Annotated in this window: 14 protein-coding genes; 8 read left to right on the forward strand and 6 right to left on the reverse strand. The window is 65.4% G+C overall.

Going from position 1 to position 13,967, the window contains the following annotated elements:
• Positions 1-9 precede the first annotated feature (9 nt).
• Positions 10-1,305, reverse strand: a complete 1,296-nt coding sequence (locus tag AC3A4Z_RS09405; RefSeq protein WP_493970355.1) for an ABC transporter permease subunit — start codon at positions 1,303-1,305, stop codon at positions 10-12.
• A 474-nt stretch (positions 1,306-1,779) separates the two neighbouring features.
• Here AC3A4Z_RS09405 and AC3A4Z_RS09410 point away from each other — a divergent pair, with 474 nt between their 5' ends.
• Positions 1,780-2,718 (forward strand): Bax inhibitor-1/YccA family membrane protein, encoded by a 939-nt coding sequence (locus tag AC3A4Z_RS09410; protein WP_493970356.1) that lies wholly within the window; start codon positions 1,780-1,782, stop codon positions 2,716-2,718.
• A 98-nt stretch (positions 2,719-2,816) separates the two neighbouring features.
• On the opposite strand, the gene galK is transcribed toward AC3A4Z_RS09410, so the two are convergent.
• Together galK and galT are read right to left on the reverse strand one after the other, a co-directional pair.
• The gene (gene galK / locus AC3A4Z_RS09415) at positions 2,817-4,004 is read right to left on the reverse strand and encodes a galactokinase (RefSeq protein ID WP_498711348.1); all 1,188 of its coding nucleotides are present in this window, start codon (positions 4,002-4,004) and stop codon (positions 2,817-2,819) included.
• Positions 4,001-5,161 (reverse strand): galactose-1-phosphate uridylyltransferase, encoded by a 1,161-nt coding sequence (gene galT / locus AC3A4Z_RS09420; RefSeq protein WP_498711349.1) that lies wholly within the window; start codon positions 5,159-5,161, stop codon positions 4,001-4,003. Before galT ends, galK begins: the two co-directional genes overlap by 4 nt.
• A 132-nt stretch (positions 5,162-5,293) precedes the next feature.
• On the opposite strand from galT, the gene AC3A4Z_RS09425 reads away from it, so the two are divergent.
• Genes AC3A4Z_RS09425 through AC3A4Z_RS09440 form a run of 4 tightly spaced genes read left to right on the forward strand, consistent with a single transcriptional unit; the run spans position 5,294 to position 9,507 of the window.
• Positions 5,294-6,253, forward strand: coding sequence for an aldose 1-epimerase family protein (locus tag AC3A4Z_RS09425; RefSeq protein WP_498711350.1), 960 nt, complete (start codon positions 5,294-5,296; stop codon positions 6,251-6,253).
• 39 nt (positions 6,254-6,292) lie between these two features.
• A complete protein-coding gene (locus AC3A4Z_RS09430; protein WP_498711351.1) occupies positions 6,293-7,636 on the forward strand; it encodes an AI-2E family transporter in 1,344 nt (447 codons plus the stop codon).
• Positions 7,637-7,639: 3 nt separating this feature from the next.
• Complete coding sequence (gene ilvA / locus AC3A4Z_RS09435) at positions 7,640-8,878, forward strand: threonine ammonia-lyase (protein ID WP_493970361.1); 1,239 nt, start codon at positions 7,640-7,642, stop codon at positions 8,876-8,878.
• Between the two features lie 8 nt (positions 8,879-8,886).
• On the forward strand, positions 8,887-9,507 hold the full coding sequence (locus tag AC3A4Z_RS09440; protein WP_493970362.1) for a rhomboid family intramembrane serine protease: 621 nt from the start codon (positions 8,887-8,889) through the stop codon (positions 9,505-9,507).
• A 97-nt stretch (positions 9,508-9,604) separates the two neighbouring features.
• On the opposite strand, the gene greA is transcribed toward AC3A4Z_RS09440, so the two are convergent.
• Complete coding sequence (gene greA, locus AC3A4Z_RS09445; RefSeq protein ID WP_050055887.1) at positions 9,605-10,099, reverse strand: transcription elongation factor GreA; 495 nt, start codon at positions 10,097-10,099, stop codon at positions 9,605-9,607.
• Positions 10,100-10,240: 141 nt separating this feature from the next.
• A complete protein-coding gene (locus AC3A4Z_RS09450; RefSeq protein WP_493970363.1) occupies positions 10,241-10,708 on the reverse strand; it encodes a DUF4307 domain-containing protein in 468 nt (155 codons plus the stop codon).
• A gap of 130 nt (positions 10,709-10,838) precedes the next feature.
• Here AC3A4Z_RS09450 and mca point away from each other — a divergent pair, with 130 nt between their 5' ends.
• Complete coding sequence (mca, locus tag AC3A4Z_RS09455; protein WP_498711352.1) at positions 10,839-11,744, forward strand: mycothiol conjugate amidase Mca; 906 nt, start codon at positions 10,839-10,841, stop codon at positions 11,742-11,744.
• A gap of 99 nt (positions 11,745-11,843) precedes the next feature.
• Positions 11,844-12,233, forward strand: a complete 390-nt coding sequence (locus AC3A4Z_RS09460) for a hypothetical protein (RefSeq protein ID WP_498711353.1) — start codon at positions 11,844-11,846, stop codon at positions 12,231-12,233.
• Positions 12,234-12,237: 4 nt separating this feature from the next.
• Here the strand turns inward: AC3A4Z_RS09460 and trhA are convergent, their stop codons facing one another.
• On the reverse strand, positions 12,238-12,984 hold the full coding sequence (gene trhA / locus AC3A4Z_RS09465) for a PAQR family membrane homeostasis protein TrhA (RefSeq protein ID WP_498711354.1): 747 nt from the start codon (positions 12,982-12,984) through the stop codon (positions 12,238-12,240).
• Positions 12,985-13,138: 154 nt separating this feature from the next.
• Here trhA and AC3A4Z_RS09470 point away from each other — a divergent pair, with 154 nt between their 5' ends.
• A complete protein-coding gene (locus AC3A4Z_RS09470) occupies positions 13,139-13,900 on the forward strand; it encodes an isoprenyl transferase (RefSeq protein ID WP_050055883.1) in 762 nt (253 codons plus the stop codon).
• The last annotated feature ends 67 nt before the right edge of the window (positions 13,901-13,967 follow it).

The raw sequence follows: 13,967 nt of genomic DNA on the forward strand, positions 1-13,967 counted from the left end.
GGCTGTCTCCTAACCCACGCGCTCGCGCCGGCCCAGGATTCCCTGGGGCCGGAACAAAAGGACAACGATCATGATGAAGAGGGCGCCCACGTATTTGAGGTCGGCGGCGAGGCCGAACACGGTGGTGAGCTCCACGAAGATGCCGACGATCACTGACCCGATCAGGGCGCCGAAGACGGTTCCCAGACCGCCCAGGGTGACGCCGGCGAAGATGAGCAGGAGGATGGCCGAACCCATGTCGAAGGTCACGCCCGGACGGTAGTAGGCCCACAGGATGCCGCCGAGGGCAGCCAGCATGCCGCCGGTGATCCATACGAGGCGGATGACCCCGTCAACGTCGATCCCGGACGCCGCGGCGAGGGCGGGGTTGTCCGCCACTGCGCGCGTTGCCTTGCCCAGCCTGGTCTTCAGCAGCACGATGCCGATCAGGGCAATGACCACGGCGCTGATGCCCAGGGACCAGAGGTTGTTCGGCGAGATGGATACCGGCCCCAGCTGGATCTCGGGGCTCTGTGCAAACGGCAGCTGCTGCGTGGCGCCGCCGAAGTAGAACTGGATCACGTAGCGTACCGCCAGTGCCAGGCCGATGCTGACGATCATCATGGGCACCAGCCCGGTGCCCCGGCGCCGCAGCGGCCGCCACAAGCCCCGGTCCTGGGCGTACCCGAACAGGCCGCCGCCCAGCAGGGACAGGATGATCGCGAGCCAGAACGGAAGGCCGATGGCGTTGAACGCAAACACCAGCACCGCGCCGAGCGTCACCATCTCGCCGTGGGCGAAGTTGGTGAGGCCGGTGGTGCCGAAAATCAGTGAAAGGCCCACGGAGGCAAGTGCCAGCAGGAGGCCGAAACTGAGTCCGGCCACGAGCCGGTTGAGGAGGTTCTGCCCGAAGTCCTGCTGCTGCACCACGATGCCTTTGCCGAAGGCGAAAATGACCGACAGGTTGGAGGTCTGGCTGAACGTCACCTCCCGCGGGTTCTCCTGGCCTTCAGCCAGGGTGATGCCCTCCGGCAGGGTGGATTCGTCCAGCTCCACGGTATAGGTGCCCTGCTGCGGCACGCCGATGTTCCAGGATCCGTTCGCTGTGGACTTCGTGGTTCCGGTGAAGTCGCCGCTCTTAGCCGTGATGGTCACGCCGGCCAGGGGTGCGCGGGTGTCGTCACGGAGGAATCCGCTGATGTTGTTCTGGAAGGTCTGGTTCGACGGGGATGGTGTCGGTGCGGGGGAAGTGGCCTGGGATGCCGGTGCGGCCACGAGGAGGATCGCCAGGATGGAAGCACTGATGGCTCCCAGCAGTCTCAGCAATCGGCCGCGTCTTCCGGCCGGCTGGCCTTGGGGTGTACTTCTCAAATTGAAAACCTCCACTTGGGGGCGGTCTCGGCTGCGCCTCTGCAGCCGCTGCGAACGGTCGCAGGACGGGGATGGCACCCACTGGCCCGGCACCCATCACGATTGTGAGTTCCGTCACCCTGCTTGGCTTATGCTACAGCGCAAAAGAAGCCTCAAATGCTGTGGTTCCGGCCTTGTTGGTAGCGATCAGATAACAACTGCCGGGCGCCCGGGGTCCAACGAAGGCGGCGGTGCCTGGAAAACCTTTGTTGAATAGAGGTGCTTCCTGGAAGGGTACTTTCGGACCGGCCCTGCAACCGGACGCCGGCCGTACGTCACGGTTGGGTTGCACCGCCGGCAGGCGGGGAACTTTTAGCGGTGCATCCGCGTGGAAATTGGTAGCGTGAACTTTAAGGTTCATACCCACCCACCACATGGAGGAATCCCGCAATGGCACTTGGCGGCAACCCGATCTTCAACGGAAAGAGCTTCCGTGGAGCCACCCAGGCACCGCCTGTCCCGCAGGCTCCTTACGGCCAGGCTCCCTACGGCCAGCAGTATGGCCAGCCTTTCGGCCAGCAGGGCTACGGGCAGCAGCCGTATGGCCAGGCTCCCTATGGCCAGCAGGGCTACGGCCAGCAGCCCATGACCGACGAGCAGCTGCGGCAGATGTACAACCAGCCTGCAGCGGGCCCGGCGGACACCGGCCGGATGACGTTCGACGACGTTATCGTCAAGACAGCGGCCTGCCTTGGTGTTGTGGTGGCCGGCGCTGCCGTCACCATGTTCGTCAGCATGGGCCTCGCCTCGCTGTTGATGATTGTTGGCGCCCTTGGCGGTTTCGTGCTGGCTCTGGTCAACACCTTCAAGAAGCAGCCCTCGCCGGCACTCATCCTCGCTTACGCCGGACTGGAAGGCCTGTTCCTTGGCGGCCTGACCCGGATCCTGGACGCGCAGTTCCCGGGTGTCGGCCTGCAGGCCGTGATCGGAACCCTGTCCGTGTTCGCCGTAACGCTGGTGCTGTTCAAGAGCGGCAAGGTCCGGGCAACGCCCAAGGCCATGCGCTTCTTTATGATCGCCCTCATCGGCTACGCGGTGTTTGCCCTGGTCAACATGGTCATGATGATGACTGGCGCAGTGCAGGAGCCGTTCGGCCTGCGCACCCAGGTTGAAATCTTCGGCATCCCGCTGGGCGTGTTCATCGGCCTGCTGGCCATCGGCCTGGCCGCTTTCTCCCTGATCATGGACTTTACCAGCATCGAAGCGGGCGTCCGCAGCGGCGCCCCGCAGCGCTTCTCCTGGACTGCGGCCTTCGGCCTCACCGTCACGCTCGTATGGCTGTACGTGGAAATCATCCGCCTGCTGGCCATCCTCCGCGGGGACGACTAGCCGCGGGGTGACCACCCGCCGTCGGACTCTTTGACGTAGGCCAAACAACAGCTGAGGGCCCCACCGCCAGGTGGGGCCCTCAGCTGTTTAACACGAACTCAGGCGACGCGCAGGGCGCCCGCAGCCGGGGTTACCGTGAAGATCTCCGGCGCCTTGAAGCCGGCATCGGCAAAGGCCTTGACGACGGCGTCACGCACCTTCTGCTCCGAGCCGGCCGGTGTGAGGGCGATGGCGGCGCCGCCGAAACCGCCACCCGTCATCCGGGCTCCGATGGAACCGTTGGCGCGCGAAACCTCCACCGCCACGTCCAGCTCCGGGCAGGAGATTTCGAAGTCGTCGCGCATGGAGACGTGGCTTGCATCCAGCAGGGCGCCGATGGACTCCGGCCCCTGTGCTGCCAGGAGCTCCACGGTCTGCAGGACCCTGTCGTTCTCGGTGACCACGTGCCGCACCCGCCGGAACGTCACCTCGTCCAGGAGGCCCGAGGCCTCCTCAAGGTCGGCTGCCTGGACATCGCGAAGCGCTTTGACTCCGAGGACCTCAGCCCCCAGCTCGCAGGACGCACGCCGGGACGCGTAACCGCCGTCGGCATGGGAATGCGAGACCTTAGTGTCAATCACCAGCATCACCAGGCCTGCCGGTTCCGTTTCGAAGGGAACCAGGCTGACTTCCTGGTTGCGGCAGTCCAGGAACACGGCATGGCCTTTTGACCCGCGCAGCGATGCTGACTGGTCCATGATTCCGGTGGGCGCCCCCACAAAATCGTTCTCGGCCTGCTGCGTGGCCAGGACCATGTCCTCCGCCTTCAGGCCGGCACCGGTCAGTTCGTTCAGCGCCGAAATGACCGCGCACTCGATGGCATGGGAGGAGGACAGGCCTGCCCCGAGCGGAACATTGGAGTCCAGCAGCAGGTCAATGCCGGGAACATCGATGCCCCGCCGGCGCAGTGCCCACATGACTCCCAACGGGTACTTGGTCCATCCCTTGGCCGAGCCGGGCTGCAGGGAATCCAGGGATGTGGTCACCACACCCTGGTCCCCGTACGTGGACAAGAGCCGCACCGTGGAATCGGAACGCACAGCGACGGCCACCCGGGCAGTCCGGTCAATGGCGAAGGGCAGCACAAAACCCTCGTTGTAGTCAGTGTGCTCACCGATCAGGTTGACCCGCCCCGGCGCCTGCCAGATGCCGGCGGGAACGCCGTCGAACTCCCGCGTGAACCGGGCGGCCAGGTCGTCGCTGCTTGCCGGTTCGGGCGTGGTCAGAGAATCACGAGCGGCGCTCACGCGGTTGCTCCTTCAGGCACGGCTGCCTCGGGGGCAGCGGGGGATGGGGTGGATGCCGGAACGGTCACGTTGCGCAGCCGCTCGGCCACGCTTTCCGGAGTGGTGTCATTGATGAAGGCGCCCATCGCGGCTTCCGACCCGGCAAGGAACTTCAGTTTGTCGGCTGCCCGGCGCGGCGAGGTCAGCTGGAGGTGCAGGTAACTGGCCGGACGCAGCAGGTGGTCAATCGGCGCCTGGTGCCACGCCGAGATGTACGGCGTGGGGGTGGGGTAGAGGGCGTCGAGGCGCTTGAGCAGGTCAAGGTACACATGCGCCAGCTCATCCTTCTCCTCCCCGCTCAGCGCCGCCAGGTCCGGAACCTGGCGGTGGGGAACCAGGTGGATCTCCAGGGGCCAGCGGGCAGCGAACGGGACATAGGCGCTGAAGTTCTCACCCTCCAGGACCATCCGGCTGCCGTCCCCGCGCTCGGAGCGCAGCAGCGAGCCCGTCAGCGTTTCCTTGCCGCCGGCAGCGTCGTAGAACTTCCGGGCCGCCGCGCCAAGGACCTCCGCACGCGGGGTCACGTAGGGGTAGGCGTAAATCTGGCCGTGCGGGTGGTGCAGCGTCACGCCAATGTCCGCGCCGCGGTTTTCGAACGGAAACACCTGCTTGATCCCCGGCAGCGCAGTCAGGGCTTCGGTGCGCTGGGCCCATGCCTCGATGACGGTGCGCGAACGCTCCTCGGTCAGGCCGCTGAAGGACCCGGTGTGGGCAGGAGTGAAGGCCACCACCTCGCAACGGCCATAGGCGGGCGCCTTTGTTCCCCAGGCAGCGTGGTCCGGGACCGTCCCGAGGGCCGGACCCAGGGACGGGAAGCGGTTCTCGAACACCACCACATCGTAGTCGTCAGCGGGAATCTCTGAGGGGTTGCTGGCCGTAGTGGGGCAGATGGGGCACTGGTCCGCCGGCGGAAGGTGCGTGCGGCTCTGCCGGTGGGCGGCGACGGCAACCCATTCACCGGTCAGGGCATCAAAACGGACTTCTCCCGGTTCACCCCGCGGCGGCAGGCCGCGGTGGTCGGTGGTGGTTTCCGCCGTCCGCACTTTGGGGGCGCGGGCGTCGTCGAAGTAGATCAATTCCCGGCCGTCGGAGAGCCTGGTGCTGGTGATTCCGGTCATGAAACCTGTCCTTTGGTGGTGCAGCAACTTAGCAATATTGTGCCACATTCCGCTCATAAGAGAATAGAATCAAACAAAAAGTAACACCCGCGGTGCTGCCGGAGTAGGGTGTTGGGCTGTACGGTATTGCTCATGAGTTCCGATGCACCCCTAGATACCAGCGTTGCTTCAGGCTACCGGGCGTACGCCACGGGCCGGCAGTATGAGCTCCGCCGCGGAGATGCCCTTGCCGTAGTCACTGAACTGGCGGCAGGACTGCGCCTCTACAGCCGGGGCGGGGTGCAGCTGACGGAGACCTACGGCGATGACCAGATTCCACCGGGCGGGTGCGGCATTACCCTGGCTCCCTGGGCCAACAGGGTCGAAGACGGACAGTGGTTCCTGGACGGCAAGAAGCAGCAGCTGGCCATTACCGAGGTGGCACGGAACAATGCGAGCCACGGCCTCCTCCGGAACGCCTCCTATGCGCTGGTTGACGAGTCGCAGCACTCGGTCACGCTGGAGGCCACCATCTTTCCCCAGCACGGCTACCCCTTCCTGGCCCGCCACCGGGTGCAATACTCCCTCGGAGAAGATCTTGGGCTGGTAGTTCGCCAGACCCTGGCTAACGACGCCAAGTCGCCGGCGCCCTTTGTCCTCGGGGCCCACCCTTACCTGCGCCTTGGCGATACCCCCACAGAAGACCTGGTGCTGACGGTTTCGGCTGCTACGCAGCTGCTCGCCGATGAGCGCCTCATCCCGCGCAGCAGTGCCCCGGTCCAGGGGGATACTGACTTCAGGGCCGGGCTGCACATTGCGCCGTTGAGCGTGGACGTCGCGTTGACCGGTCTCCGTTTCGAAGGGGGCAGGGCGCGCCACACCCTGGCCGGGCCTGGCGGGGAGCAGGTCAGCCTGTGGCAGGACGAGTCCTGCCGGTACGTCCATGTCTATGTCAGCACCATCTACCCCGGCCGGGACCGTGCCGTGGCAGTTGAACCCATGACCGGGCCGGCGAATGCCTTCAACTCCGGGGACGGCCTACGCTGGCTGCCGCCCGGGGAATCGTTCACCATCTCGTGGGGAATCGACTACAGCCCGGGCGCTGCGGGGTAGCAGTTTCCCATTAGGCCACGGCTGCGTAAGTATTAGGCTATGACCCCAGCCGAGGATCCCGTTACGCCCGACCCTCAATTACCCGTACGGCAACCAGCCGCCCCGACGGCCCAGGCGGGTCCGCCGCTGCGCGTCCTGACAGACCGTGAGCTGGACAAGGACATTCCGTACGGAGTGCGCATCGCCGCGTCCTGGGCCTGGCGGCTGGGGCTTATCCTCCTGGTGGCCGGCGCTTTGGTCTGGATGCTGCGGCAGATCAGCTTCCTGATCATCCCGGTGATGGTCGCCGCACTCCTGGCCGGCCTCCTCAGCCCGGTGACCCGCTGGCTGCGGCGCCGGGGACTGCCCGGCGGCCTCGCTGTGGCGGTGACCGTCCTCGGCTTTATCGGGCTGATCGCCGGATCGCTGGCGCTGGTGGGCAGGCAACTGCTCATCGGATTCGGTGAGCTCTGGTCCCAGGCCCTGGAAGGCGTGAAGCAGGTCCAGGACTGGCTTTCGGCCGGACCCCTCCACCTGACCGCCGCCCAAATTGACCAGTACGTCAAGGAAGCCACGGATGCGCTGCAGAACAACAGCAGCAGCATCCTTAGTGGCGCCTTGTCCTTTGGCAGTACCGCCGGCCACTTTGCCGCGGGAATGCTCCTGGCGCTGTTCATCCTGATTTTCTTCCTCCTCGAAGGCGACCGCATCTGGGCCTTCCTGGTCCGTCTGCTGCCAAGGAAAGCGCGCGCCGCAACCTTTGGCGCAGGCCGGAAGGGCTGGTCCTCCATGGTCAGCTACGCCCGGATCCAGATGTTCGTCGCACTGGTGGACGCCGTAGGAATTGGCGTTGGTGCGGCCATCATCGGTGTGCCCCTGGCGCTCCCGCTGGGCGTCCTGGTGTTCATTGGTTCCTTCATCCCCGTGGTGGGCGCCCTGGTGACCGGAGTCATCGCGGTCCTGCTGGCGCTCGTGGCCAACGGTCCGGTGAACGCCCTGATCATGCTCGGCATCGTGTTGCTCGTCCAGCAGCTTGAAAGCCACATCCTGCAGCCGCTGGTCATGGGCAAGGCGGTGGCCCTGCACCCGGTGGCGGTGATCCTGTCTGTCGCGGCCGGCTCCTACCTCGCCGGAATCCCCGGTGCGCTGTTCTCGGTGCCCATCCTCGCCGTCGCAAATTCGGCCATTCGCTACATCGCTGCCAGAACGTGGGAACATGAACAGGTGCTGGCAGCGCCGGGCGGCCCTTCGGTTGCCGGCGCCGGCCCGGACAACACCATGAGGCATGTTGATCCGCCGGACGCCCTCAAGGACGCCAACGGCGCCGCAGCCGGCACAAACGCAGAACATCCTGATGCCCGTACCCACGACGCGGCGCCAGGGCCGAAATCCAGAGGAGATTAGTCCGTGAACATCCTTGAAACCCTTCCCGTCACGCTGGACGATGTCCTGGAGGCGCAGAAGCTGCTCGACGGGATTATTGCGCGGACTCCGGTGGAATCATCACGCGCCCTGGGCAGGATTGTGGGCGGAGACGTCTACTTCAAGTGCGAGAACCTGCAGCGCGCCGGATCGTTCAAGGTCCGCGGCGCCTACGTCCGGATGGCACGGCTGTCGCCCGAAGAAAAGAAGCGCGGCGTGGTGGCCGCTTCCGCAGGCAACCACGCCCAGGGCGTGGCAGTGGCCGCGAAGAGCCTGGGAATCAAGGCCCGCATCTACATGCCGCTCGGAGTGGCCCTGCCCAAGCTGGCAGCAACCCGCAGCCACGGCGCCGAGGTCATCCTGCACGGCCACAACGTGGACGAGGCGCTGGCCGAAGCCCAGCGTTACAGCAACGAGACCGGAACGGTCTTCGTCCACCCGTTCGACAACGTCGACGTCGTGGCCGGCCAGGGAACCCTGGGACTGGAAATACTGGAGCAGGTGCCCAACGTGGACACCATCCTCATGGGTGTCGGCGGCGGCGGGCTCCTGGCGGGCGTCGCCGTCGCCATCAAGGCACGGGCCAAGGAACTGGGCCGCGAAATACGCATCATCGGTGTTCAGGCGGAGAACGCCGCGGCCTACCCGCCCTCACTTGCTGCCGATGCGCTGGTGCCTTTGAAGAAGGTATCCACCATGGCCGACGGCATCGCCGTGGGCCGGCCGGGCCAGCTGCCGTTCAGCATCATCCGCGAACTGGTGGACGATGTGGTGACGGTCAGCGAGGACTCCCTGGCCCGCGCGCTGATCTTCCTGCTGGAGCGGGCAAAGATGGTGGTGGAACCGGCCGGCGCCGTGGGCGTCGCCGCCCTGATGGACGGCAAGATCGAAAACCCCGGAACCACGGCAGTAGTCCTTTCCGGCGGCAACATCGACCCCATGCTGATGCTCAAGGTCATCCAGCGCGGCCTCTCCGCGGCAGGGCGTTACATGACCGTCCGCATGATGCTTGACGACCGCCCCGGTTCGCTGGCCACCATCGCCAGGATCATTGCCGAGAACGACGCGAACGTCACCGGGCTGGACCACACCCGCGTGGGCGGGTCCATCAGCATGGGCGACGTCTCCATCACCGTCAACCTGGAAACCAAGGGCCATGAGCACGGCGAGCAGGTGCTGAGCGCGCTCCGGGCCGAGGGTTTCCAGCCCATCGTGGTCCACTAGGAGGCTTGATGGCCGGACTGGCGCAGAACAGCGGTTTCGGAGACCGGCGCACCATTGCCGCCAGGGCAAAGGGCGGCCTGCTGGTGCTGGGCAGCTTTGTGGCGCTCCTCTTTGTCATCGAACTGTTCAACGCGCTGATGCTGCGCTCGCTCAACCGGACGTTCGGCCTGAGGCCCAGGAGCGCCGACGGGCTGCTGGACATCTTCACCTTCCCGTTGCTGCACGCCAACCTGAACCATCTGCTGTCCAACAGCCTGCCGCTGATAATTTTCGGCTTCCTGGTTTTCCTGTCCGGACTGCGGGTCTTTATGACGGCCCTGGCCTTCAGCTGGCTCGGATCGGGACTGACAGTCTGGCTCATCGGGAACGGCGGCATCACTGTGGGTTCGTCCGGCCTGGTTTTCGGGCTGTTCGCGTTCCTGCTGGTGCGCGGGTTTTTTAACCGCAGCTGGCGGCAGATCCTCCTGGCGGTGGTGCTGTTCATGGGCTACGGCGGCATCCTGCTGGGCGTCCTGCCCTTATTTCCCGGCTACGTCTCGTGGCAGGCCCACCTTGGCGGCGCTGCCGGGGGAGTAGTGGCGGCGCTGCTCCTGCGCCCCCGGAAGTCCGGGACGGTCAACGACTTCTGACCAACGTAGCCCGGCGTTTTCTTGAACCAACGCAAAACGCTGGCCGCCCCTAAGGGCGGCCAGCGTTTGTTGATGCTCTTGCCGGTATACGGTACTGCTACCCGGCGTATGGCTTGGCGGAAAGGATCTCTACTTTGATGTCCTTGCCGTTGGGCGCCGTGTAGCTGAGCGTTTCGCCTTCCTTGTGGCCAAGGATGGCAGCGCCCAGCGGTGACTTCTCGCTGAAGACGTCGATATCGGAATCGCCGGCGATTTCGCGGGAGCCGAGCAGGAAGGTTTCTTCGTCGCCGGCAATCCTGGCAACCACGATCATGCCGGGCTCCACGATTCCGTCGTCGGCCGGAGACTCACCCACGTGCGCATCGCGGAGCAGCGCCGTCAGCTGGCGGATGCGGGCTTCGATCTTGCCCTGTTCCTCCTTGGCTGCATGGTAGCCGCCGTTTTCCTTCAGGTCCCCCTCTTGCCGGGCCTGGTCAATCTTCTGGACGATTTCCGCGCGGCCAGGGCCGGAAAGGTGGTCCAGCTCTGCCTTCAGGCGGTCAAAAGCTTCCTGGGTGAGCCAGGCTGCAGCTGCGCTGTTGGTGGTAGACACGGACTTCTCCTCTAATGGTCCTACATGCAAAAGACCCCGCCACGGTGGCCACTTGTGGAACAGTAACCAGCTCAGCGGGGTAAAGGTATTGCTCCATTGTAGTCAATCCTGTGGATTTACCCAATGCGGGAGCGGCGCGGATCACATCTTCTGGCCTGAGTCACCCGGAATCCAGCAACTGTCCACCACGCCGGACACGGAGAGGGACTCCGTGCGGACGGATACGCGCTGGGAAACTGTCCGCCCGCCGTCGGCTGTTTCCTCTGCCTGCGACGGCGGAACGTCCACCACTTTCCAGCCCACCACGGCGAATTTGGAGTCCAGCGCCTTGATGGCACATTTCACGGCCGTTCCCGGCTCCCTTGTCACCTGGAAATCCACCTCCGCCACGGTGGCGTCCGTCGTGGCGTAGCCGATGTCCTTAAAGCTCACGGTGGAGAGGGAATTCGACGTGGAGACCCACGCCATGAATCCGATGCCGGCGGCCAGGCCAATACCGCCGATGGCCCGCTTGGCGGCAGGGGAGAGCCTGCGCTTTTTAGCGCCATAACGATTGGCTAGGCTAGTGTTCGCGGGCCCGGAGGGGGCCGGCTGGTCCGGGGAAGTCACCAGACCAGTTTAGTGCCCTTCCCCCGGGGACTTACCGGCCGGCAGCGTGCCGGCCCAAGCCAGCCGCCCGCCCAGTGAAACGAACAGCCGCCACAAGCCGACATATGAAGAATAAAGGAGCAGTCCTTCGATGACAGCGTCCAGTAACTCCCAGGCGCCGCTCCGGCTGCTCGCCGTCCACGCCCACCCGGATGACGAGTCCAGCAAGGGTGCCGCCACCATGGCGAAGTACGCTGCCGAAGGGGTGGAAGTCATGGTGGCCACCTGCACCGACGGGTCGCGGGGGGACATCCAGAACCCTGCCGTGGAAGACGAGCCGCATCCCAAGCGTGACATGGCGGGTGCCCGCCGCCTGGAAATGGAACGGGCCGCGAAAATCCTGGGCATCAAGCAGCGGTGGCTGGGCTTTGTGGATTCGGGCCTGCCCGAAGGTGATCCGCTGCCCCCTCTGCCGGCGGGATCGTTCGCCACGTTGCCGCTGCACCACGCTGCCGCCCCGTTGGTGCGCCTGGTCCGGTCCTTCAAGCCGCACGTGATCCTCAGCTACGACGAAAACGGCGGCTACCCCCACCCGGACCACATCATGGCCCACCGCGTTGCCGTTGAGGCCTTCGAGGCGGCCGGGGACCCGGCGCGCTACCCGGACGCCGGCGAACCCTGGGAGCCCAGCAAGCTGTACTACGACCGGGCCTTCAGCCCCGAGCGCTTCCGTGCCCTGCATTTCGCCCTGGAGGAGGCGGGCCTTCAGTCGCCGTACGCCGAGCGGCTCGCGGCGTGGCTGGAGTCCGACGCCGAGGGCCACACTCCGCCGCCCGCACCGCATCCCACCACCACGCAGGTGGACGTCGGGGACTTCTTCGAAGTCCGCGACGACGCCTTGCGGGCGCACAGCACGCAGGTGGACCCGCTGGGGTTCTTCTTCGCCGTTTCGCCGGAGATGCAGCGCCGGGCATGGCCGTGGGAGGACTACTCGCTGATCAGCTCCCGGGTGCCCTCCGAGCTGCCCGAGAAGGACCTGTTCGCGGGACTAAGATAGAACCGACAGGCAATTTCTATGCCGCGTAGAAGAAGCGTCCGGAGTCCGGACCGCTGTATCTGCTGCCTGCCGACACCCGTTCCATAGAAGGTATTCAACGTGCAAAGTCTGCTCCTCAGCCTGGCCACCACGCCCGCGCCCCAGCCCACACCGTCGCTGCGCGAGGGCATCACCCAGGACCAGGTGACACCGGGACTCCTGGGCTTCATCATGACGGCCTTCTTTGTGGTGGCCACGGCACTGCTCATCGTGGACATGGTCAGGCGGATCAGGCGGGTCCGCTACCGCGCCCAGGTGGAGGAGGAGCGCATTGCGGCGGCTTCGGCCGCGGACATCGAAGCGGCTGAGGCTGCGGAGGGAGGATCCGCCGCTGCGGGGCCGTTGGCAGGTCCGGCGGACGGTTTTGCTGCCGGTTCAGCCTCCTGGGAGTCCCTCCAGGGGCCGGCCGACGGCGGCACGGACGCCGGTCCCGGGACCCGCCGCCACTAGTTGGCTAGCCGAGCACGGCCAGGGCGATTGCGGTGAAGTGCGCGGCGAACGCAACCACGGTCAAGGCGTGGAACAGTTCGTGGAAGCCGAAGTGGTGGTAGCTGAAGTTCGGCTTTTTCAGCGCATAGAAGACTGCACCCGTGATGTAGAGAACCCCGCCCACGCAGATCAGGACGGCGGCAGGAATGCTCGCCTGGAAAAACTGCGGGAGATAAAACAGCGATCCGCAGCCCAGTGCTATGTAGATCGGAACATAAAGCCAGCGCGGCGCATCGGTCCACAGCAGCCGGAACAGCACGCCCAGAACGGCGCCGGACCAGATAACCCACAGCAGCAGGACAGCCTGGGGCTGTTCCAGGAGCGTCCAGGCCAGCGGGGTGTAGGTCCCGGCAATCACCAGCATGATGTTGGTGTGGTCCAGCCGCTTCAGGACCATCTTCACCTTCGGGGACCAGTTGCCGCGATGGTAGACGGCGCTGATTCCGAACAGCAAAACTCCGGTGGCTGCAAAGACGGCTGAGGTGATCTTGCGGTCCAGGGTGGGGGCAAGTGCCACCAGGACAATGCCGGCCGCCAGGGCCAGCGGGGCGGTCACGGTATGGATCCACCCGCGCCACTTCGGCTTGATCATCAGGAGTTCAGCCAGCCGGACGGCGGCATCGTCCACGGCGTTCTTTTCGGGGCCGGTTCCGGCGCTTGCGCCGCCATTCGGTTGCGGCGCCCGCGAAGCGTCCGGGGTGTCGCTGTTCATGGGTCCAGAATAACTTACGCCCCGGTAAGTTACCTGCGGGTAGTAAGGAGTGCCAGTGGATTGCGCTCCGGCCGGGGTCGCAGGTTCCGTTCCGGACGGTAGCCTAGGATGTGCAAAGCCGAACGTACAGCAAGGAAGTCAGGTGAGAGAACGCGTGGAGTTGCCCGGGTTCCTCTACGGCTTTTACGAGCGCAGGCTGCTGAAGGACCTCGCCCGTGACCGGATTCCCCGGCACATCGGGGTCATGGTGGACGGCAACCGGCGCTGGGCCAAGCAGTTCAATGCCCCCACCAGCCAAGGCCACCAGGCGGGTGCGGACAAGATCCACGAGTTCCTTGGCTGGTGCCAGGAGCTCGGCATCAAAGTGGTCACGCTCTACATGCTGTCCACGGACAACATGAACAGGTCCAGCGAAGAACTCGACCTGCTGATGGGCATCATCGCCAACACCCTGGACCGGCTGGACGAGGACGCCAACATCTCCGTGCACGCCATGGGTGCCCCCGAACTGCTGCCGGACTATCTGGCCGAGCGCCTCAACAAGCTGACGGCACGCACCCCGGTCCGGGAAAAAATCCACGTCAATGTGGCTGTGGGATACGGCGGCCGCCGGGAAATTGTTGATGCGGTCCGCGAGCTGCTGCACGATGCCGTGGCCAAGGGCAAGGACATCGGGGAACTGGCAGACGAGCTCTGCGTGGACGACATCTCCCGGTTCCTCTACACCCGCGGCCAGCCCGATCCGGACCTGGTGATCCGCACGTCCGGCGAACAGCGCCTTTCCGGGTTCCTGATGTGGCAGAGCGCCTACAGCGAGTTCTACTTCTGCGAGGCGCTGTGGCCCGCCTTCCGCAAGGTCGACTTCCTGCGTGCGCTGCGCGATTACGCCGGCAGGCAGCGGCGCTTCGGCGCCTGACACTCCCGCTTTACCGCGTGTTCACGCGGCCGCAACAAGAATCGCCGCGTAATGGTTGCGGAAATTA

This window comes from Arthrobacter sp. Soil_C_49, assembly GCF_057656635.1.